Annotated in this window: 21 protein-coding genes; 10 read left to right on the forward strand and 11 right to left on the reverse strand. The window is 64.6% G+C overall.

Going from position 1 to position 21,091, the window contains the following annotated elements; all coding sequences use genetic code 11:
* The first annotated feature begins 73 nt into the window (after nt 1-73).
* Nucleotides 74-463: an SET domain-containing protein-lysine N-methyltransferase gene (locus EJ069_RS15225; protein WP_042642111.1), complete on the forward strand. Its 390-nt coding sequence runs from the start codon at nt 74-76 to the stop codon at nt 461-463.
* Nucleotides 464-471: 8 nt separating this feature from the next.
* Here EJ069_RS15225 and EJ069_RS15230 read toward each other — a convergent pair whose 3' ends face one another.
* The 4 genes from EJ069_RS15230 to EJ069_RS15245 form a co-directional block, all read right to left on the reverse strand.
* Nucleotides 472-1,419: a cytochrome c gene (locus EJ069_RS15230; protein WP_126061985.1), complete on the reverse strand. Its 948-nt coding sequence runs from the start codon at nt 1,417-1,419 to the stop codon at nt 472-474.
* Nucleotides 1,420-1,428: 9 nt separating this feature from the next.
* Nucleotides 1,429-1,866: a cytochrome c gene (locus EJ069_RS15235; protein WP_126061986.1), complete on the reverse strand. Its 438-nt coding sequence runs from the start codon at nt 1,864-1,866 to the stop codon at nt 1,429-1,431.
* A 541-nt stretch (nt 1,867-2,407) separates the two neighbouring features.
* Entirely contained in the window at nt 2,408-3,010 is a 603-nt protein-coding gene (locus EJ069_RS15240) for a superoxide dismutase (RefSeq protein WP_126061987.1), read from the reverse strand.
* Nucleotides 3,011-3,213: 203 nt separating this feature from the next.
* The gene (locus EJ069_RS15245; protein WP_126061988.1) at nt 3,214-4,092 is read right to left on the reverse strand and encodes a branched-chain amino acid aminotransferase; all 879 of its coding nucleotides are present in this window, start codon (nt 4,090-4,092) and stop codon (nt 3,214-3,216) included.
* 150 nt (nt 4,093-4,242) lie between these two features.
* Between EJ069_RS15245 and EJ069_RS15250 the strand changes: the two genes are divergently transcribed.
* From EJ069_RS15250 to EJ069_RS15260, 3 genes are all read left to right on the forward strand, one after another.
* Nucleotides 4,243-4,905 carry a haloacid dehalogenase type II gene (locus tag EJ069_RS15250; protein ID WP_126061989.1) on the forward strand — a complete coding sequence of 221 codons (663 nt, stop codon included), beginning with the start codon at nt 4,243-4,245 and terminating at the stop codon, nt 4,903-4,905.
* Between the two features lie 272 nt (nt 4,906-5,177).
* Complete coding sequence (locus EJ069_RS15255) at nt 5,178-6,005, forward strand: L,D-transpeptidase (protein ID WP_126061990.1); 828 nt, start codon at nt 5,178-5,180, stop codon at nt 6,003-6,005.
* Nucleotides 6,006-6,569: 564 nt separating this feature from the next.
* The gene (locus EJ069_RS15260; protein ID WP_126061991.1) at nt 6,570-7,193 is read left to right on the forward strand and encodes an FMN-binding negative transcriptional regulator; all 624 of its coding nucleotides are present in this window, start codon (nt 6,570-6,572) and stop codon (nt 7,191-7,193) included.
* Nucleotides 7,194-7,243: 50 nt separating this feature from the next.
* Here EJ069_RS15260 and EJ069_RS15265 read toward each other — a convergent pair whose 3' ends face one another.
* Both EJ069_RS15265 and EJ069_RS15270 read right to left on the reverse strand, forming a co-directional pair.
* Nucleotides 7,244-8,569, reverse strand: a complete 1,326-nt coding sequence (locus EJ069_RS15265) for an aspartate aminotransferase family protein (RefSeq protein ID WP_126061992.1) — start codon at nt 8,567-8,569, stop codon at nt 7,244-7,246.
* On the reverse strand, nt 8,566-9,456 hold the full coding sequence (locus EJ069_RS15270; protein WP_126061993.1) for a MurR/RpiR family transcriptional regulator: 891 nt from the start codon (nt 9,454-9,456) through the stop codon (nt 8,566-8,568). Before EJ069_RS15270 ends, EJ069_RS15265 begins: the two co-directional genes overlap by 4 nt.
* 79 nt (nt 9,457-9,535) lie before the next feature.
* Here EJ069_RS15270 and EJ069_RS15275 point away from each other — a divergent pair, with 79 nt between their 5' ends.
* From EJ069_RS15275 to EJ069_RS15300, 6 genes are all read left to right on the forward strand, one after another.
* Entirely contained in the window at nt 9,536-10,363 is an 828-nt protein-coding gene (locus EJ069_RS15275; protein ID WP_126061994.1) for a 3-keto-5-aminohexanoate cleavage protein, read from the forward strand.
* 118 nt (nt 10,364-10,481) lie between these two features.
* Entirely contained in the window at nt 10,482-11,234 is a 753-nt protein-coding gene (gene glnH, locus EJ069_RS15280; RefSeq protein WP_126061995.1) for a glutamine ABC transporter substrate-binding protein GlnH, read from the forward strand.
* Nucleotides 11,235-11,330: 96 nt separating this feature from the next.
* The gene (gene glnP, locus EJ069_RS15285) at nt 11,331-11,987 is read left to right on the forward strand and encodes a glutamine ABC transporter permease GlnP (RefSeq protein WP_042641969.1); all 657 of its coding nucleotides are present in this window, start codon (nt 11,331-11,333) and stop codon (nt 11,985-11,987) included.
* Nucleotides 11,984-12,712 (forward strand): glutamine ABC transporter ATP-binding protein GlnQ, encoded by a 729-nt coding sequence (gene glnQ / locus EJ069_RS15290; protein ID WP_126061996.1) that lies wholly within the window; start codon nt 11,984-11,986, stop codon nt 12,710-12,712. The genes glnP and glnQ overlap by 4 nt, the downstream gene beginning before the upstream one ends.
* Nucleotides 12,702-13,760, forward strand: a complete 1,059-nt coding sequence (locus EJ069_RS15295) for a C45 family peptidase (RefSeq protein WP_126061997.1) — start codon at nt 12,702-12,704, stop codon at nt 13,758-13,760. Before glnQ ends, EJ069_RS15295 begins: the two co-directional genes overlap by 11 nt.
* 10 nt (nt 13,761-13,770) lie before the next feature.
* Nucleotides 13,771-14,688, forward strand: a complete 918-nt coding sequence (locus tag EJ069_RS15300; protein WP_189476384.1) for a MurR/RpiR family transcriptional regulator — start codon at nt 13,771-13,773, stop codon at nt 14,686-14,688.
* Between the two features lie 31 nt (nt 14,689-14,719).
* Here the strand turns inward: EJ069_RS15300 and EJ069_RS15305 are convergent, their stop codons facing one another.
* From EJ069_RS15305 to EJ069_RS15325, 5 genes are read right to left on the reverse strand one after another with little or no spacing between them, the layout of a single operon-like run.
* Nucleotides 14,720-15,193, reverse strand: coding sequence for a DUF4189 domain-containing protein (locus tag EJ069_RS15305; protein ID WP_126061999.1), 474 nt, complete (start codon nt 15,191-15,193; stop codon nt 14,720-14,722).
* Nucleotides 15,194-15,241: 48 nt separating this feature from the next.
* Nucleotides 15,242-15,961: a hypothetical protein gene (locus EJ069_RS15310; protein WP_126062000.1), complete on the reverse strand. Its 720-nt coding sequence runs from the start codon at nt 15,959-15,961 to the stop codon at nt 15,242-15,244.
* A 12-nt stretch (nt 15,962-15,973) separates the two neighbouring features.
* Entirely contained in the window at nt 15,974-16,513 is a 540-nt protein-coding gene (locus EJ069_RS15315) for an invasion associated locus B family protein (protein WP_245456573.1), read from the reverse strand.
* A gap of 44 nt (nt 16,514-16,557) precedes the next feature.
* Nucleotides 16,558-20,490 (reverse strand): YadA-like family protein, encoded by a 3,933-nt coding sequence (locus EJ069_RS15320; protein ID WP_126062002.1) that lies wholly within the window; start codon nt 20,488-20,490, stop codon nt 16,558-16,560.
* Entirely contained in the window at nt 20,487-20,939 is a 453-nt protein-coding gene (locus EJ069_RS15325; RefSeq protein WP_126062003.1) for a hypothetical protein, read from the reverse strand. Before EJ069_RS15325 ends, EJ069_RS15320 begins: the two co-directional genes overlap by 4 nt.
* Between the last annotated feature and the right edge of the window lie 152 nt (nt 20,940-21,091).

Below are 21,091 nucleotides of genomic sequence, written 5' to 3' on the forward strand. Positions count from 1 at the left end.
CGCGTTACGCAATGCTCTGCTTTTTTGGACGTGGCCCTTGGACCGCGCCGGCTGTTCATTCACAAGGTTCGTCATGCTGCTCGTCGACGTCTATCTCGACAAATCGCCCATCCAGGGCATTGGCGTCTTCGCCAAACACCGCATTGCAAAGGGCACGCTGATCTGGAAGCTCGACCCAAGGTTCGACCGGCGCATTCCCGTCGACACCTATGAGGGCGAGAGCGGGCCGGTAAAGTCCTATCTCGACCGCTATTCCTATCCGGACCGGCGCGACCCAAACTACATCGTCTTCGAGGCGGACGACGCGCGTTACATGAACCACGCCGACGAGCCGAACTGTGACGTCTCCTCGCCCGAGGAAACCTACGCGCTGCGCGATATCGCGCCCGGCGAGGAATTGACCTGCGACTACAACCACTTTTTCGAAAACGGCTTCGATTTCCTGGGCGACCGCCACCCGTAATATAAAGGTCAACTCGCCGGCTTGCGCGCCGGATAGCCGTTGGGGTGCGGTGGGATAGCCTTGAGATAGGCGGCGATCGCTGCGCGGTCGTCCGCCGTCAATTGCGCCATGTTCTTTTGCACCTCGACCATGGCGCCGCCGACGGAATCGAAATCGGGCGTGAAGCCGGTCTCGAGATAGTTGGCGATATCGGCTTCCGACCAGTCCTTGATGCTCTTCCCGTCGGGAGTGATGTTGGGCACGACGCCGGTGCCCTCGGCAGCCACGGCGCCGGCCAGCCATTCGCCCTTCTTGACGCCGCCGGCGAAATCGCGCGGCGTGTGGCATTCGCCGCAATGGCCGGGACCCTCGACGAGGTAGCGGCCGGCCAGCACCTTGTCCGGCGTGCCGTCGGGCAACGCGATCACCGGCTCTGGACTGAGATAGAGAAGCTTCCACAGGCCGATGCCGCGGCGGATGGTGAAGGGGAAGGAAAGCTTATGGTCCGGCGCCTTGCCGGCGACCGCCGGCAGCGTCTTCATGAAAGCGTAGAGATCGGCGATGTCGGCCGGCTTCATGCGCGCGTAGGAGGCATAGGGAAAGGCCGGATAGAAATGCTCGCCCGAGGGAGACACGCCTTTCAGCATGGCGTTGGCAAAATCCTCCTCGCTCCAGGCGCCGATGCCGTCCTTCCGGTCCTGCGAGATGTTGGGCGGAACGAAGGTGCCGAACGGCGTCTTGAGCTCCAGTCCACCGGCCAGCTGCAGCTGGGCGTCGCCCTGGGCGCCGGGCTTGGAATGGCAGGAGGTGCAGCCGCCGGCATAGAAGATGCGCTTGCCCCTGGCGGCGTCGCCGGGGCCGAGCTGCGCGATGGCCCCAGCGTCAAGCCTGACCGGTGCCGACAGGGCCCAGCCGGCGGCGGCCGCCGCGCCGCCAAGCACGATGGCGGCGCCGACGAGCTTCTTCAGCCAGGCCATATCAGGCGATCAGCCCTTCTTGATCCTGTAGGTCTGATGGCAGGCGCCGCAATCGCCGCCAAGGATGTTGAGCTGCGCCTTCAGACCATCGACATCGCCCGGCGGCGAGGCGACCGCTTCCTTGGTGTTGGCCAGGAACTTGTCCTCGGCGGCCTTGAAGCCGGCCATATCTTCCCAGATCTTGGGTGCTGCCGTGGTGTCGCCCTTGTCGGAGCCGGCCGGAAACAGTTTTTCGGCATCGAACTTTTCGGCATTGGCCTGCAGGGCCTTCAGCGTCGTCAGCACGGCGGCCGCGTCGAAATCCTCCTCGCCCTTGACCACCTTGGACAACTGGCCGGCGAGCTTGCCGCGCTCCTTCATCAGCGCCTGGCGCTCCTGGATCGGATCGGCAAAGGCGGCCGAACCGGCAAAGGCGAGCATAGAGATGGCAAGGACAAGCTTTCTCATTCAATTGGCTCCGTGGATGAAGAGATTGGGGATTGGGTGTTAACGGACGTCACAGGCGGATTATTCCCCTTCGCCGTGACGATTTTGCTGACTGTCTTAGTTTCCTCAACACAGTGATTTTGAAATATTGCAGGCTTGTCGGGCAAGTCTATCAACGTCCGCTGGGGTAGTCAGCGCAAACGCTGGGGATGAGCTGGAGGCGCCTGAACCTCGTCATTCCAGGGCGGAGCAAGGAGCGAAGCGACGCGCGCAGACCCTGGAATCCATGCCGTTACCGAGACCGAAGTGTGCAACTGTGCAGAATTCTGGACCGCCGCGGCGCTTCCAGGTCACGGCATGGATCCTCGGGTCTGCGCGCGTCGCTTCGCTCCTTGCTCCGCCCGTGGATGACGACCGCGATAGGCGTCTCGGCCAATCGCCAAGGCATGGGATCTGCCAACGCCCACGAACCAACGGGTCAAAATGTCAGTGTTAAGGAATTAGTTTCCTCCCGCACGAAATGAAAAGCCCCGGCATGCCGGGGCTTTCATCAAAAAAATGCTCAGCCTTTGGCCTTCTCATAGAGTTCCAGGACATGGTCCCAGTTGATCAGGCTGTCGACGAAGGCTTCGAGATATTTCGGCCGCGCATTGCGGTAGTCGATGTAGTAGGAGTGCTCCCAGACGTCGACGCCGAGGATCGGTGAGCCGCCATGCACCAGCGGGTTCTCGCCGTTCGGGGTCTTGGAGATTTCCAGCTTGCCGTTCTTGACCGAGACCCAGGCCCAGCCGGAGCCGAACTGGGTGGTGCCGGCGGCAATGAAATCCGCCTTGAACTTGTCATAGCCGCCGAGATCGCTGTCGAAGGCCGTCTGTAGCGCGCCGGGCAGCTTGTTGCCGCCGCCGCCCTTCTTCATCCACTTCCAGAAATGGATGTGGTTGTAGTGCTGGGCGGCGTTGTTGAAGAGCCCGGCATTCTTGCCGAAGGACTGCTTGACCACCTCTTCGACCGACAGGTCGCCAAGGCCGGCCTCGGCGGCCAGCTTGTTGCCGTTGTCGACATAGGCCTTGTGGTGCTTGTCGTGGTGATACTCCAGCGTCTCCTTCGACATATAGGGCTGAAGCGCCTCGTAGTCGTAAGGCAAGGCGGGCAACTCAAAAGCCATGGATGGTACTCCCTCGAGGAAAAAATCCGGTGAAACTACCGGAGTTAGATAGGTCTGGAATGGGTTGGGGCAACTCCGGAATGAAGCGCCGAGCGACTTTAGAGCAATTCGCCGAAAAGTGTGAAAGGGTTTTCCCTCCGGAATTGCGCCAAACAGGAGAAAGAGTGGGTCGCCGTTCCGTGAAACAGTGAAACTCCGGCGGCTCAGGCGGCGGACGTCGAATGCGCCCACTCCCAATAGAGCTCGCGCGCCTTCTTGGCCACGGGCCCGGGCTGCAGATCGCGGCTCTCGATGCGGGTGACCGGCACGACCTTGGAGTGGTTGCCGGTCGAGAAGATCTCGTCGGCGTCCAGAAAATCGCGAACCGACAGCGTCTTCTCGATGGTCCTGAAGCCGTAGTCGCCAAGCAGGTTGATGGTGCGCGAGCGGGTGATGCCCGACAGGAACGTGCCGTTCGGCGCCGGCGTCATCACATGGCCGTCCTTGACCAGGAAGATGTTGGAGGTGCCGGTCTCGGCGACATTGCCCAGCATGTCGAGCACGAGCGCGTTGTCGAAGCCGCGGTTCTTGGCTTCCAGGATGGCGCGGCCGTTGTTGGGGTAAAGGCAGCCGGCCTTGGCGTTGGTGGGCATGGTCTCGATGGTCGGGCGGCGAAACGGCGACACCGTGACCGAGAAACCGGAGGGCGGAATCATCGGCGCCTCGTAGAGGCAGAGGCAGAAGCGGGTCGACTCCGGATCGGCCGGCACGCCCATATAGCCGCCATGCTCGGCCCAGTACATCGGCCTGATGTAGACCGCCGTCTTGCCGTCGAATTTCTTCAGGCCGTCCCAGGTCAGACCGACGATCTCCTGCGCCGTCATCGACGGCTTCAGGCCAAGCGCCGTGGCGGACGCGTTGACGCGGGCGGCGTGAAGATCGAGGTCGGGCGCGACGCCTTCGAACCAGCGGCCGCCGTCGAAGACGCTGGTGCCGAGCCACATGGCGTGGCTGCGCGGTCCGAGAATGGCAACGTTGCCCTCATACCAGTCGCCGTCCACATAGGTCCAAGTCGCGGTTTGCGCCGCCGTCGCCAGTGTCATGTTTGCCGTCCAGATCGATGACTTCAGGCCGGCATAGGACGATGCTTTGACGGCCGGCGTCAACCGACATCGGGAAAAATCGTTGAGGCCAGAGGCACTTGACTGCAATCAATGCTTGCATGGCAGGCCCGCGCGCCGCAAAACTCAAGCATGCATCATGCGGCCTATGTCTTCGACGCCTATGGCACGTTGTTCGACGTGCACGCCGCCGTGCGCCGCCATGCCGGCGAGATCGGGCCTGACGGCCAGTTGCTGTCGGACATCTGGCGCGCCAAGCAGCTCGAATATTCCTGGGTGCGCACACTGATGGGCTCTTACACCGACTTCTGGCAACTGACCGAGCAGGCACTCGATTTTGCGCTGCGCAAGGTGCCCTCGGCCGATCCGGCGCTGCGGACGAAGCTGCTCGAAGCCTATTGGCGGCTTGATTGCTATCCGGAGGTGCCGGCCGTGCTGAAGGCGCTCAAGGCATCCGGCGCGAAGCTTGCGATCCTCTCCAATGGTTCGCCGGAAATGCTCGACGCCGCGGCCAAATCCGCAGCGCTCGACCAGATCCTCGACAACGTGTTTTCGGTCGACCAGGTCAAACGCTTCAAGACCGACCCGTCAGTCTACGACATGGTGGTCACCAGCTGGCGGCTCTATCCGGGAGCGGTGTCGTTCCAGTCGTCGAACCGCTGGGACATAGCGGGCGCTACGAAGTTCGGTTTCCGTACGGTCTGGATCAACCGGACCAACCAGCCGGATGAATACCGCGACTTTCCGCCAGGGCTGATCCTGCCGTCGCTCGACGGGCTGCTGGCAGGTGTCTGATGCAATTCCAGGAAAAGTGTGAAGCGGTCTTCCGTACGGAATTGCGTCAAAACAAAAGAAAGGGCAGTTCGGCGTTTCCGTGAAGTGGCGAACCGCCCTGACCCCGCTGTTGCTGCAGCGCAACAGCTGTGGCGTGGTCACAGCTTCGCCTTTTTCTGTCCACCCTCAGGCCAGAATTGGAACCGCCTATCGCCCCGACTGTTATGGATGGCGCCGGCGACGGACCCTCGCATTCATGCTTTCTTGCGAATTGAGACCTAGAAAAGGCAACCATGTCAGACGCTTCCTTCCGCATCAGCCGCCGCGGCTTCCTCAATTTCACAGCCCTCGGCGCTGCTTCGGCTGCCCTGTCCGCCTGCACCACGACCAGCGATCAAGGCCCGGCACCCATCCAGACGCCGCCGCCTCAGGCCCCTGTCGAGCCGCCGCTCGGCGATTATGAGACGATGTATGGCGCGATGTCGGACAACGGCTTCGACCTGCCGCCCATTCCGGTGAACAAGATCGATCACAGATTCCTGCGCCAGATCGTTCCCGATCCGACCGGGCAGCGCCCCGGCACCATCGTCGTCGACACCACCGGCCATTTCCTCTATCTGGTGCGCGAGGGCGGCCAGGCGATCCGCTACGGCGTCGGCCTCGGCCGCGCCGGCTTCGAATGGTCAGGCGACGCGGTCGTGCAGTGGAAGCAGAAGTGGCCGAAATGGACGCCGCCGGACGAGATGGTCGCGCGCCAGCCGGAGCTGACGCAATACAGCGCCAAGAATGGCGGCATGCCGGGCGGGCTGAAGAACCCGCTCGGGGCGCGTGCGCTCTATCTGTTCCAGGGCAACCAGGACACGCTCTACCGCCTGCATGGATCGCCCGAATGGTGGTCGATCGGCAAGTCGGTGTCGTCGGGCTGCGTGCGCCTGATCAACCAGGACATCATCGACCTCTACGACCGCGTGCCGACCAAGACCCCGGTCATCGTGACGGCCAATATCGGCGCGCCGGAAGAGGACATGCCGGACCGCCAGGCCATCCCGATCGACAATGGCGTGCCGACCGGCTCGATCCTGCTCGGTCCGGTGAAGCGGCTCACCAACGAGATTTTCTGAAGCGTCGATAGGTTAGGGCTGCTCAGCGTTTTGCTGAGCTGCCCTAACTGTTTGTCTTGAAATCAGGCACTTCCGGACAGGGAACCGCATCGCGCTTTCCCGAAGTTGCTCCAGCGGCGGCACTGAACAGAGATTTTGACCAGTCGGCTCCGTTTGGCATGCCTTGGAGATTGGCCGAAACGCCCATCGCGATCGTCATTCCTGGGCGAAGCAGGAGCGAAGCTCCGTCGCGAAGACCCTGGAATCCATGCCGTTACCTTCGCCAAGGCGTGCAACGGAGCAAAATTCAGCACCGTGGCGGCGCTTTCAAGTCACGGCATGGATTCTATGGTCTGCGCCGCGTCGCTTCGCTCCTTGCTCCGCCATAGAATGACGAGGTTGGGACGGCCTCGACCAATCTCCAGCGTTTGCGCTGATGTCACGGAAATGATTCTGCTCCTTGATCACCGGAATGATCCGGCGCGCGACGCCGTCCTTGTTCAAACTGGACCACACAAAACTTCCGCGACAGGATGTTCTAAGCAGGCCGGACTTCAGGCATTTTATGCCGCAAGGAGTTTTGCGATGTACACGCCACCCGCCTTCCGTGACGACGACAAGGAGAGCCTCACGGCCACGATCCGAGCGGCGAGGCTCGCGACGCTGGTCACCGCCACGGCGGAAGGGCCGCTGGCGACGCCGCTGCCGCTTTTCCTCGATGACAGCGAGGGCGAGCATGGCGTCATCTACGGCCATGTCGCGAAGGCAAACCCGCAATGGCGCGTGCCGCCGCTGGGCGATGGCCTGGCCATCTTCATGGGACCGGACGCCTATGTGACGCCGGCCTGGTACCAGACCAAGCAGGAGACCGGAAAGGTGGTGCCGACCTGGAACTATGTCGCCGTGCACGCCTATGGGCCGATCGAGTTCTTCGAGGATGCCGACCGGCTGCTCGAGGTGGTGACCCGCCTGACCAATTTGCATGAAGGCGAGCGCAGCGCCCCCTGGGCCGTGTCGGACGCGCCGGCGGATTTCATCCAGTCGCAGTTGAAAGGCATTGTCGGCCTGCGCATGCCGATCACGAAGCTCGAAGGCAAGCGCAAGATGAGCCAGAACCGCAACGCCGCCGATCGCGCCGGCGTGCTTGCGGGGCTGGCGGCAAGCGAGCGGCCGTCCGACCGCGAAGTCGCGCCGCTCATTCCGCTGTGAACCGCGCGACTGCCTGTAGGCTTGGCCCGACGAACTGATGGGCCGATGGGTTAGCTCCGCAATGCCTCGCCGATGGCATCGCCGAGACGCTCGACAATCGCGTCGATGGCCGCGACGTCGCAAATGAAGGGTGGCGCCAGGAGCACGTGGTCGCCAACCGCGCCATCGATCGTGCCGCCCATGGGATAGACCAGAAGACCATTCGCCATGGCCGCCTTCTTGATGCGCCCATGCAGCTTCCGCTTCGGATCGAAAGGCTGCTTGGTCGAACGGTCCTCGACAAGCTCGACGCCCATGAACAGGCCGCGCCCGCGAATATCGCCGATATGCGGATGGTTGCCGAAGCGCTCGCCGAGCCGGCGCGCCAGATGCGCGCCCATCGCCTTCACATTGTCGAGCAGCCTGTCGCGGGAAATGACGTCCTGAACGGCGAGTGCGGCGGCGCAGGCCATCGGATGGCAGATATAGGTGTGGCCGTGCTGGAAGAGGCCCGAACCATTCGCGAAGGCGTCGAAGATCTTCTGGCTGAGCAGCACCGCGCCGATCGGCTGATAGCCGCCGCCCAGCCCCTTGGCGATCGTCATCAGGTCGGGAGCGACGCCATCCTGCTCGCAGGCGTGCAGCGTGCCGGTGCGGCCCATGCCGCACATCACCTCGTCGAGGATCAGGAGCACGCCATGGCGGTTGCAAATGTCGCGGATGCGGCGCAGGTAATCGGCCACTGGCGGCACGGCGCCGGCCGTCGCCCCGACCACCGTCTCGGCGACGAAGGCCATAACCGTCTCCGGTCCGAGCTCGATGATCTTGTCCTCCAGGGCCTGCGCGGCGCGAGCGGCATAGTCCTGGTCGGTCTCGCCGGCTTCCTGGAAGCGATAGGCAAAACATGGATCAATGTGATGCGTTTCGATGAGCAGCGGCCGGAACTGGGCGCGCCGCCATTCATTGCCGCCGGTCGCCAGCGCGCCGAGCGTGTTGCCGTGGTAGCTCTGCTTGCGCGCAATGATGTTGCGGCGCTGCGGTTGTCCGATCTCGACGAAATATTGCCGCGCCATCTTGAGCGCCGCTTCGACCGCTTCCGAGCCGCCGGAAACGAAATAGGCATGACTGATGCCGGCCGGCGCGTCGGCAACGAGCCGGTCGGCAAGCGCTTCGGCAACATCGCTGGTGAAGAAGCTGGTGTGGGCATAGGCGAGCGTGTCGGCCTGCCGGTGCATGGCGGCGATGACATCGGGATGGCCGTGGCCGAGGCAGGATACCGCTGCTCCGCCCGACGCGTCGATATAGGCACGCCCGTTGCCGTCGAAGAGCTCGATGCCCTTGCCGCCGCTGGCGACCGGCAGCACGGCGTTGATCTGGCGATGCAGGATATGGGTCATGATTTCCTCCGGCCGCGCGGCGGCAAGATGTGGATGTCGAGTTGCGACAGCTGGTCCTCGGTGCGGCGGATGGCGGCCAGCGCCTTGTCCCCGCCTTTGCCGGCGACCAGCGCCACGAGGATCTCGCCGACGACGAAGGCCGGCGCCATGGCATGGAAGAAGGACGGGCTTTCCGTCGGCACCAGCACCGACAGGGCCGCCAGCCCGACGAGCGGCGACACGGCACTGTCGGTCAGCGCGATGACCGGCACGCCATCCGCCGCGGCGCGGCGGGCAAGATCGACGGTGAGCCTGGTGTAGGGAGCGACGCTGACCACGAACAGGACGTCTTCGGCGGTCGCGAGGCGGATGGCGTCGGTGCCAGTTCCCGAGGCACCGTCCAGCATTACCGCCTTCTCGCCGAGGAAGGACATGACATAGGAAAAATGCGCGACGACCGGATGGCTGGAGCGCAGCCCGAGGCAGAATATTCGGCGTGCTGCGTAGAGCCGCTCGGCCGCCGTGGCAAGCGCGTCGAGCTGTTCGGGCTCGCCAAGCCTTGCGATCTGCTCCGCCAGCGACCGCACCATCTCGCCGGCCAACGCCCGGTCGCCAACCTCCTGCTGGTGCGCTAGCTGAGTGCCCGCCTTGCCGGCGAAGCCGAGCTCACCCTGCCGCATGGCGTTGGCATAGAGCGAGCGCACCGGCTCGTAGCCGTCGAAGCCCAACCGCTTGGCGAGACGCACCATCGTCCAGGGCTGCAGGCCGGCGCGGCGCGCCTGCTCGCGCATCGACAACAGCGCGACGTCCTCGGGGTTATCCAAAAGGTAGCGGGCAGCGTCCTGCAACTGCGAAGGCAAGCCGTCGAAGGCCTCGACAATGGCATCGGTAAGTGGCGCGCGGATCATGCCACGACCATAGACGCGAATGGATGATCGTGCAATATATGTTGCACAGATTATCTATATGCAACAAATGGAGCAGTCGATGCCGAACCAGAATCGCGTGGCGATCGCCGTGGCGCCAAACGGTGGCCGGCGCACCAAAGCCGATCACCCGGCCCTGCCGATTATCCCAGATGAGCTGGCTGATGTGGCCGCCGCCTCGCTCGAGGCCGGCGCCGCCATGATCCATGTCCATGTCCGCAACCGCGACGGACGCCATCTGCTCGACACCGATGCCTATCGGGCCGCGACCGCAGCGATCAGGGCCGGTGTCGGCGACAGGCTCGTTCTCCAGATCACCAGCGAGGCGCTGGGCCTCTATCGGCCCGACGAGCAGATGCGGGTGGTGCTGGAAACGCGGCCGGAGGCGGTTTCGCTTGCCTTGCGCGAGCTCGTGCCTGACCCAACGCATGAAGCGGCCTTCGCCTCGTTTCTTAAAACGCTGCGCGTGGAAAAAGTCACGCCGCAGATCATCCTTTATGCGCCCGAGGAGGCGAGCTATCTCGCGGCGCTGGCGGGTCGCGGTCTGATCCCCTTCGACAATCTGCCGGTCCTCTATGTCCTCGGCCGCTACACGGTAGGGCAGACGTCCCGGCCCGCCGACCTGCTCCCCTTCCTGGCGCCTGGCATCCCCGCAGCGAGGCACTGGATGGTCTGCGCTTTCGGCGACCAGGAAGTGGCCTCCGTGACGGCAGCTGCTCTGCTCGGCGGACATGCACGCGTTGGTTTCGAGAACAATCTTTTTCTCCCCGATGGGACGCTGGCTTCCGGAAACCAGGATCTCGTCGTGGCCACAAGGCTGGCGGTCGAAGCCTGCGGGCTGACGCTCGCCGATGCGGACGCGTTGCGAAGCCAGTGGTCGGATGCCTAACGCGTCGGCATCCTGCAAATATGAAATGCATCTTATAGTACAATGCATTTTCAATTTGCGCAGTGGGATCGACGGTGTTACGCTTGCTGGGCAATCCAACAAAAAGGGGAACCCGAAAATGAAGTTCGCACTCGCAAGCCTCACCGCCGCCGCTGCCGTCGCGGCAACGCTCGTCTTCGGTCAGCCGGCCTTCGCCGATGACCTGATCGTGGCGACCGACACCGCTTTCGTTCCGTTTGAGTTCAAGGAAGGCGACAAATATGTCGGCTTCGACATCGACCTGTGGGCCGCGATCGCCAAGGATATCGGCGTGACCTACACGCTGCAGCCGATGGACTTCAACGGCATCATCCCGGCGCTGCAGACCAAGCAGGTCGATGTCGGCCTGGCCGGCATCACAATCAAGGACGAGCGCAAAAAGGTCATCGACTTCTCTGACGGCTATTACGACAGCGGCTTCCTTCTGATGGTGCCGGTCGACAGCACGATAAAGGGTCCGGACGATCTCGTCGGCAAGACGCTTGCCGTTAAGACCGGCACGTCGGCGACCGACTATGCCAAGGAGCATTTCAAGGGTACGGAGCTGCGCCTGTTCCCGAACAGCGACAACGCCTATCTCGAGGTCGCGACCGGGCGCGCCGACGCCGCCATGCACGACACCCCGAACGTGCTCTACTACATCAAGACCAACGGCCAGGGGAAAGTGAAGACCGTCGGCCCGCAGATGATGGCTCAGCAATATGGCATCGCCTTCCCGAAGGGCAGCCCGCTCGTCGCCAAGGTCAATGCTTCGATCGCCAAGCTGAAGGGCGACGGCACCTACGAGGCCATCTACAAGAAGTGGTTCGGCACCGAGCCCCCGAAGAGCTGATCACAAGGGTTCCCCTTGGATCTGATCCACCGGCTTCCCGTTGGATCTCCTGGCGCGCCGGCATGGCCGGCGTGCCTTCCCTGAAGGATGGCTCTCATGGATTTCGACTGGTCCGTCATCTGGCAGGCCTTGCCCGAGCTGTTTAAAGGCGCCCGCCTCACCGTGCTGATCGCGCTCGCCGGTCTTGCCGGCGGCCTTGTCATCGGTTTCGCCGCCGGGCTGGCGCGCGCCTATGGCAACATCGTGCTCAACGCCATCGCCATGGTCTATATCGAGATCATTCGCGGCACGCCGATCATCGTGCAAGTGATGTTCATCTATTTCGCGCTGCCGATCCTGGCGGATGTCCGCATCAATCCGCTGGCGGCGGCGATCATGGCGATCATCATCAATGCCGGAGCCTATATCGCCGAGATCGTGCGCGGCGCCTTCCTTTCCGTCCATCGCGGATTGCGCGAGGCCGGCCTGGCGCTCGGCCTGCCGTTCTGGAAAGTGCTTTTCTACATCATCGGCCCGCTTGCCTTCCGCCGCATGATTCCGGCGCTCGGCAACCAGTTCATCGTCAGCCTCAAGGACACCTCTCTGTTCATCGTCATCGGCGTCGGCGAGCTCACCCGGCAAGGCCAGGAAATCATGGCGGCCAACTTCCGTGCCGTCGAGATCTGGTCGGCTGTGGCGATGTTCTACCTGATCATGACGGGCACGCTTACGCTCATTCTGAGGCTGACCGAAAAGAGGATGCGCATCCTGTGAGCATCGTGGCGTTCAACAAAGTCACCAAGCGCTTCGGCCAGGTTACCATCCTCGATCAGGTCGATCTGTCGATCGAGCCCGGCGAGAAGGTGGTGCTGATCGGCCCCTCCGGCTCCGGCAAGTCGACGCTGCTTCGCTGCATCAACGCGCTGGAGGAAATCAATGGCGGCGACCTCGTCGTCGACGGCATCAGCGTCAAATCCGGCGGCCGCAAGGTCCGCCTGATCCGCCAGGAAGCCGGCATGGTCTTCCAGCAGTTCAACCTGTTTCCGCAGATGACGGCGCTGGAAAACGTCGCCTTCGGTCCGCGCCGCGTGCGTGGCGAGACGCGACAGGAGGCACGCAAGCAGGCGCTGGAAATGCTCGCCAAGGTCGGTCTTGCCGAACGGGCGCATCACTATCCGAGCGAGCTTTCGGGCGGCCAGCAGCAGCGCGTCGCCATTGCGCGCGCGCTTGCCGTCAAGCCGAAGCTGATGCTGTTCGACGAGCCGACCTCGGCGCTCGATCCTGAACTCAGGCACGAGGTGCTGCGCGTGATGCAGGCGCTGGCCGAGGAAGGCATGACGATGATCGTCGTCACCCATGAGATGGCCTTTGCCCGCAAGGTCGGGACCAGGCTGATCTTCATGGAAGGCGGCAAGATTGCTGTCGACGGCGAGCCGCGGGAGCTGCTTGCAAACCCGCAAAATCCTCGCTTGAAAGAGTTTCTGCAGCATGTCGCATGACGCCGGCCGCCGGCTTTCCTTCATCGATGTCTCGGGGTCGCCCTACGACGTCGGGGTCGCTCTCGGGCGCTTCGGCCGAGCGGCGCTCAACGGCCATTTCCAGACGTCCGCCGCATGGCGCGAGCTAAACGCTCGGCGCGCCGATCCCCGCATCGGCATGATGGCGACGATCGTGCGGGAACGCTTTCCGCGATATTGGGCCGAGCTGCAGGGCCTCGCCGCCGGGCTTGAATTGGCTTTCGACGACGTCTTCCTGTGGAACTGCCGCGGCGACATCTGGGCAATGGCGCCCGATGGCTGCACGACGGTGCAATTGCCCGGATCCCCGCATGTCATCGGCCATAACGAGGATGGCGACCCGGATTTCGCCGGCCATTGCGCGCTGGCCCATGTGACATCTGAGGGCGGCAATCAATTCACCGCCTTCGTCTATCCCGGCTCGTTGCCGGGCCATACATTCGCGGCGACGTCGGCGAAGCTGGTGCAGACGGTCAACAACACCAGGCCGCTGGCCGGCGGCGCAGGAGCGCCGCGCATGGTGCTCGCCCGCGCAGTGCTCGACGCACCGGACCTCGACGCAGCGCTGGCGCTGCTCAAATCGGCGCCCCGCGCCGGCGCCTTTCACCTGACCCTGGCGCAAGCCGGCGACGCGCGGCTGCTCAGCGTCGAGTTCACCGCGCAGGCCCTGTCGGTTGATCGCTTGGCATCGGCGCGCGTTCACTCGAACCACTTGATCCATGCCGACACCGGGCGCATGTCGCAGATCGTCACCGGTTCGTCCGGCGTACGCCAACGACGAGGCGAAGCGCTGCTGGACGAGACGCCTCAGTCCGAGCCGCAACGCCGCGCGCTCGCCATCTTGTGGGACGCGGCCGACCCGGAGCTGCCGATCTACCGCACGGACCCGGCCGACAGCGATGTCGAGAACACGCTAGCCAGCGCCGTCTTCCGCGTCGGGGCTGACAAGGTCGAGTGGGCTGTCTACGATGCCGCACACGAAGCAGCGCGCTTCGACATGCGGGATGGGCTGGTCCCTGTCGCGGGGTGAGCGGGAAACAATGCCAGAGGAAGCCGTCGCGGAGCCGCCGCGCACCATCGAGGATCTGAGGGCGTTGGCGCTCTCGGTCGGCCGCGACGAAGCGGGCTTTTCCCTCGGCTCCAAGGCGCATGACGTCTTCGCCAAGCTGGTCGAGGCGCCCGAACAGTCCGCCGTCCGCACGATATCGGAACTCGCCGATCAGTTCGGCATCAATCCGTCGACGCTGACCAGGCTGGCGAAGCGTCTCGGCTTTGAAGGTTTCAGCGATTTCCAGGCCGTCTTCCGCAAGGCCATCGCCGACGACCAGCAATATTTCTACAGCCGCCAGGCCGGAAGGCTGATGACGACGCCGTCGGCGGGCGGCGCCGAAGCCGAGGTCTTCGAGCGGCTGGCACGAGAAACGGCGGCGAATGTCGACGGCTTCCTCGGCCAGTTGGACAGCGCCTCGCTGAAGGGCGCAACCGCGCTGCTGGCCGGCGCGCGCCGCGTGCGCGTGCATGGCGTTCGCCAGTTCCACTCGCTGGCGAGCTTCCTCACCTATTGCCTGGGGATGGTGCGCTCGGACGTGGCGCTGCTCGACGCGCCGCGGCTCGGCGTCGCCGAGGCGCTATCGCAGCTCGAGCCGGGTGACGTCGTCATCACGGCGAGTTGCGCGCCCTATACGCGCAGCGTCGCCGAGGTCGGCCGCATCGCTGCGGCAAACGGCCAGAGGGTGATCGCGATCACCGACTCACGATCCTCGCCGCTCGTCCCTCCGGCCGAGCATGCCTTCTTCATCCCGCATGCCAGCAGCTTCTATTCGAACAGCATGGGCGCCTATGTCGTGTTTTGCGAAGCGCTGCTCAACCTCGTCGCCCGCGAACTTGGCGACAAGGCGCTGAGCTCGCTGGCCGGACGCGAGCGGCTGATCGCCGAGATGAACATCGAGGTCGGCTGATCTTCTCAGCCACTTCTATCGCACTGCGACGTCAGGTGCAGACCCACTCGCGGATCTTGCACTCCTTCCCCTCGCCGCCACATTGGGCCGTCGCCTTGTCCTCGGCCTCACGGCGGGTCGTGGCCGACGCAGCGCCCCAGAACGGGGTGGCCGCGCCACGGCTCTTGCCGACCGACAGAGCGGCGCAGTGCTCATAAGGAAAGCCGGTGCCGTCGTCATCGTCCCAATGGCGGTGGTTGCGGAACACTTCGACCACCCGGCAGCCCTTGCCGTCCGCGTTCTCGCAATATTTGAGCGCGATGTCTTCGGCTTCCTGGCGCTTGTCGGCACCCCAGAAGAAGCCGTGACGGCCGTCATCCGGCGAATAGGCGATCGCGCCCCAGATGCCCTTTTCCTCGCCTGTCTCAGCCGGCGGCGGCGCCACCAGGTCGGCGGCATGGCTGGCGATGGTAAGCCCGGCCAGTGCCGCCAGCAGCGGGAGTGAGAGGCGACGGTTGATCAGCATTTTCGTAGCTCCCGATTGCAGCTGTGAGGAATCGACAATTGTGCCCGGCTATCCGCCCATGCGCGCGACCGAGACGACGATGCAGGCGTTGCCGGTGGGGACCAGCAGAGCCTGACCGCCATTGTTGGCCAGGTTGAAAAGCATCGTGTTCGAAAGATTGTCCGCCAGCTGGCTGCCCTTCGGCAGCGTGCCGGCGACTTCCTGGCAAGACTGCTGGAACGGCGCCACGCGCACGAAGCCGCCTTCGCAGCTCTGGCCAAGCGGCGAGGCAAAGACGACGCCGGCAGCCTGCGTCTTATAGTCCGGCAGGTTGTAGCTCATCCCGGCGACCGCCTGCACGGCGTGCGCATCGGGCGAGGTCTTGTCCCATTGCGTCTGGACCGCATAGGTCGATCCGGCAGTCAGAGCCTCTCCGAGCGTGGCAAAGAGGTTGGCGCAGGTGCGCACGCCCGCCTGAGCGACATGCGCCTGAAACGGATTCTTGTTCGCCGAGGCGTCTGGCGGCGAAGGCGCGGCTTGCGTCGGCTCGCCCTGCGCAGGCGCCTGTGCTTGCGCGGAAGCCGTGCCCGCGACAAATGTCCCGAGCGCGGGATAGAGACGGAACGACAGGACGACCGCCGCCGCGACCAGAACGGCGAACGCGCCGAGCAGCGCCGTGTTTCGCACCAGGCGCCAGGCTTGCGAGCGTGGCGGCGAGCCCTGTGGCTCCGACAGCGCAACCGGCTCGGCGCGCGCCAGGATTCTGTCTTCGATCGATTGGCGTGTCATTTCAAAGTCTCTCTATTTGATGGTCGAAAGCGCGGTCTTCAGCCCCTTCAAGGGAGCATCCAGGCTGACCGTGGCTCCCGACGGAAGCGAATAGGAAACCTGGACGACGGTTTCCTTCCCGATCTGCTCGCGAAGGGCCGGCCCTACAGGCAGATAGCCGACGCAAACCGATGCATCGCAGCCCTGCAGTTGGACATCGACGGGCTGCTTGCGACCGGCAAGCTTGAGCGAGAGCTTGCTTCCCGCGCCGGCTTGGCTCGGGGTCCGCAAGATCATGAAGGGCTTGCCCTTCTCGTCGGCCGCCAGCGTCCAGCTGAAGACCGGGGCCTGGCTCTGGTCGACGAAGGACTGGCTGATGTTGCAGACCTTCTTCCTGGCTTGGAGGTTCTCGTCGCAGATCAGTGTCCAGTTCTCGAACGGACGCGTGGTTCGTTGGTAGTCGCCGAGCTTCACGCCCGCAGGCACCGCGACATCCGAAGGCTTTATCCGATAGGCAGACGGTCCCGCCTCCTGCCCGGCCGCAAACGGTCCGGACAGGAGCAGGCAAGTCATGCAGATTGCGACAGCAGAGCCGGCTTGCCTGACCATCAACAGACTCAGTTCAGCGTAAAGCTGACGCCCGCGCCGACGCCCCAATGCCCGCCCGCCGTCGTCCCAGACAGGTTGGCCCGGGCGCGCCCGTCCTCGCTGGTGTAACCAGCGCCGAACGCCACAGCCCCCTCGCCGCGCCAATAGCCGCCGCCGGCCGCAACACTGAGCTTGCCGGGACGGTCGTCATAGCGCAGCGATGCGGCTGCGAGGCCGATCGCGGCAGCCTGGCGCGCCTCGCCTTTGGCCTCGCCCATATCCATGTTGAGCTGACTGAGCTTGGAGTCGGTGTAGGCATTGGCCTGCTGCAGCGTGGTGGCCGCCACCTGGTTGGTGTAGGTCTTGGAGTTGTCGAGCGTGGTCGCCAGCCCAAGATTGAGCTGCTGGACGTTGACCGCGTCGGTGTCGGCGGTGCCGGCGCCGACATTGTGGATGACGACCGGCGCGTTCACGTCGCCGCCGACCAGCGTCACCGAGTTCGACTTCGAACCGTCGGTGTTCTTATCATACTGGATCGCGAACTCGTTCAGATCGCCGACGCTCCCCTGCATGGCCTCGACGGCCTGATTGGTCGCGTAAAGCTGGCTGCCGTTGATGGCGTCAGTCGAAGTCTGGCTGATCCGGCCAGCGGCCACGTTGGTGACGGTGCGCTCCTTGCCGACATCGCCGACGCTCACCGTGCTCGTCGGAGCGGTTCCGGCGAAGGTGTAGGCGACGCCATTGATCGTGGTGCCTGTGGTGGCGACCGCGGCCGCGGTCGTCGAGCCGGCGCCGAGCGCGACGCTGCCCGGCTCGTTGGCCGTGGCGCCGGCGCCGAGGGCCACGGCCTGGGCGCCGTTGGTGGTCGCGTTGGTGCCGAGCGCGACGCTGTCGGCCTGGTTGACGGTGGAATTCTGGCCGATCGCGATGCCGCCAGGCGCGGTCTGCTGGACGATGGCGCCGTTGCCCATGCCGATGCCGTTGTCGCCATTGACGGTGGTGCGCGGACCAATCGCAACCGAATCGGTGCCGACGGCAAGCGAGTCCGCGGCAGTCGAATTGGCATGGAAGTACATGGACCCCGTCACCGCGAAGGAGCTCAGCGCGCCCTTCAACTGGCGAAGCGTGACGGCGTCCTGATCCAGTGTGCCGTCGGCCACGTTGGTGATCTGGCGATAGGATGTCGAGTTACCCACAGACACGGCGCCGAGGAGCGTCAGGTCCGTGGTGTTGTAGGGGATGAGGCCGGTGCCGGAGAGGATCGATCCCGATGCCGGCGCCACCGCGCGGTCGGAAACCGAGCCGGAGCCGAGCGCCACGCCGTCGGTGATGGAGACCGTGGTGCCGCGGCCGAGCGCCAGCGAATTGGCGGCGGACGCCGTCGCCTGGTAGCCGAGCGCGGAAGAGCCGACTCCTTGCGCGAAGGCGTCGGTGACCGGAAGCGTCGTGTCGTTGGTGCGGACATAGCGGATGCCGTCGCCATTGGCATCGGTGTAGGCGGTCGAGGTATCGCCGGCAAAATTGTTGATCGTGTTGCCGAGATTTGTGATGTCCGCGGTATTGGTTGCGATATTGGCAGTATTGGTCGCGATGTCGGTCGTGTTCTGCGTCACCTGCTGATTGGTGGCGAAGAGCTGCGAGCCGTTCACCGCATCGGTCGAGGAGCCGCTCAACTGCCCCGCCGCGACGTTCTGGATCTGGCGCTCGGCACCCACCGAGCCCACCGAGAAGGCGCCGGCCGGCGTCCCGCCGGCAAAGGTATAGGTCGTGCCGCCGATGACCGTGCTGCCGACCGCGGTCGTGGTGCCGGACACCGAATTCAGGCCGATCGCCACATCGCCGGCATTGGTGGCGACGGCATTCGGGCCGATCGCCACCGAATCCGCTCCCAGCGCCTGGGAATCGGCGAGCGTCGAATTGGCGTGGAAATATTTGATGCCGCCGCCATTGTTGATGTTGGTGACCGACGAGCTGAGATTGGCGATGTCGGTGGTGTTCTGCGTCACCTTCTGGTTGGTCGCGAAGAGCTGCGAGCCGTTCACCGCATCGGTCGAGCCGCCGTCGAGGCGCCCTGCCGCGAGATTGGTCAGGGTCCGCTCCGCGCCCGGTGCGCCGATGCTGACCGTCGAGGTCGGCGTCGTTCCGGCGAAGGTGTAAGTCGTGCCGCCGATGGTCGCGCTGCCCGTGCCGACAGCCGTCTGGGTGACCGAGCCCGAGCCGAGCGCCACATCGCCGGAGCTTGCCGTTGCGGTGGCGCCATTGCCCAGCGCGACATTGCCGGTGAAGCCGGCCGCACCCGCGGTCGAGCCGTTGCCCAGCGCCACCGAGCCCTGCCCGATCGCCTTGTTGTTGTTGCCGATGGCCACGGCGCCGGCCGCCATGTTGGCGGCGGTGGCGGTTGCCGTGCCGTCGCTGTTGGCGATGTTGTTGGCGCCGCCGGTGAAGGCGCCGGTGCCGCTGGCATAGCTCGGATCGCCGATCGAGACAGCGCCGTCGCCGTAAGCAGTATTGCCGGAGCCGATGGAGACGGCCTTGCCGCCGGTGGCAACCGCATTGTTGCCCATGGCGACCGCTTCGGCCGAATCGGCCTTGGCGCTCGTGCCAACGGCGATCGCGTTCTGAGCGCTGGCGTTCGCGCCCAGTCCCAGCGCGGTTGCGTTCGCGGCGGTAGCCGCGGCGTTGTTGCCGAGCGCGGTAGCGGACACACCCGTGGCCTGGGATCCCGAACCGGCCGCGACCGAGCCGACACCGCTCGACACCGCCTGGTTGCCCAGCGCCAATGAGAAATCGGCCGAGGCGCTGGTGCTGGAGCCGAGCGCAGTCGTGTTCAGCCCTGTCGCGCTGGCCGATTTGCCCAGGGCAACGGCACTGTCCTTGTTGGCGACGGATGCCCAGCCTCCGGCGTACGAATAGCCGCCGCTGGCCAAGGAGCTGGTGCCGACGGCAGTGGAATTCGCTCCCGAAGCAACGGAGAAGGTGCCCAAGGCGTTGCCGCCGCCCCCTGTAGCGCTAGCCTGGACGCCGAGCGCCACGGAATTGATGCCGCTTGAGACCGTGCCTTGGCCCAGCGCCATCGCACCGCCTGTGCCCGTGGCGCTTGCATTGAGGCCGATCGCCACCGAGTATTGTGCCGACGCAACGGACTGACGCCCCATCGCGATGGCGTCGGCCTGAGATGCCGTCACATCCGTGCCGATGCCGATGGCGCTCTGCGCGAGAGCGCCCGATGTCGCGACGGTGCGCGAGCCGAGGTAGACGGAGTTCAGCGCGGTCGCCTTCGCCTGGAAACCAGTGGCGACGGCATTCTGAGCGCTTGCGCTGGCGCCGCTGCCTTGGGCGAGAGAATCCACTCCGGACGCAACGCTGCTTATGCCGAAAGCGCTGGAGCGCAGCCCGCTTGCAGTAGCGAACGAGCCAGTCGCCGTGCTGAAGTTCCCCGTCGCCAGAGCTCGACTGCCTGTCGCCGTACTGGTTTGTCCCGTGGCGTTCGCACCATTGCCTATCGCAATCGCTTCAAAGTCCGTAAAGCCAGCCGGAGTCGCGATGCCGGCGGCTCCGCTTGCAGTGGCGCCGATGCCGATGGCGATCGGAGAGCCGTTTCCGCTGGTCACGGATGCGTTGGCAGAAGTTCCGATGGCCACGGGACTGCCGTTGCCGGTCGCCTGGCTGCTCACGCCGATCGCCACTCCGTTGCCCGCCGTCGCTGTTCCGCCGCCCGCGGCGTAGTCTGCGCTGGCGCTCTGCGGGAAGGCGACGACGCCGATCGCGCCCAGCGCCACAGCCAAGGCTCCGCCGACGCCCAATGTCCCGAGCCCCATGCCCCTCCTGCGCCGCATGCCAAGCACGCGATACGCGCTGCGCAGCGCCGCCATCAGGCGGCGGCGCAACGCGCGGCTGTCGATGGCGCCGGAAACCCAGTTTCCAGCGAAGCGGCCAGTGGTTCGTCCTTGCCCGAGATTCATTGCGAGAGTGCCTCCGTTGGTAGGTCGCGCTCGACGACAGGTTCCGCCGACCCTGCCGCCGATGCGTGTCTGCTTGGAAATGGGATGACGATATCGATGCCCTGCGCCTGCAGCGCATGGCCCTGCTTCTCCCCGATCGCCTCGACGCGATCGAGCGTGTTTTCAAGCCAGGAGTCTCCCTCCTCGGGCACGGCCCGGAGCGCCTCGGCGACCCGATTTTCCGGAAGAAGACGGCCGAGGTAGGAGCGCATGGCGGCCAGATGCGAGACAGGCGTCTCGCCGGCATGGACGACAGCGGTGAGACCGTAGAGATAGTGCGCAAGCAGCATGTCCTGCTTGGCCAGGGGCACGCCATTGCCGTAGCGCTTCTCGAGCGTCCTGGAAGCCGACTCCAGCCAGTAGCCGATCTCCTCGGAAAGGCTTCGGCGAATCGCCGTATCGTCGCTCATATGCCCCCGCAGCCAAATCAGAATCCGGGTCTGCCCGAATTGCCTCAGGAGGTCATGTTTTTGATCTCGGGTATTCCAATATATTGCTGTTTCGTTCAAAAATATTGCGCAAAATATCCCTAGTTAACAGCGTGTTACTTGATGAACTACTT

It is taken from the genome of Mesorhizobium sp. M2A.F.Ca.ET.043.05.1.1, from assembly GCF_003952445.1.
Taxonomy (GTDB): Bacteria; Pseudomonadota; Alphaproteobacteria; order Rhizobiales; family Rhizobiaceae; genus Mesorhizobium.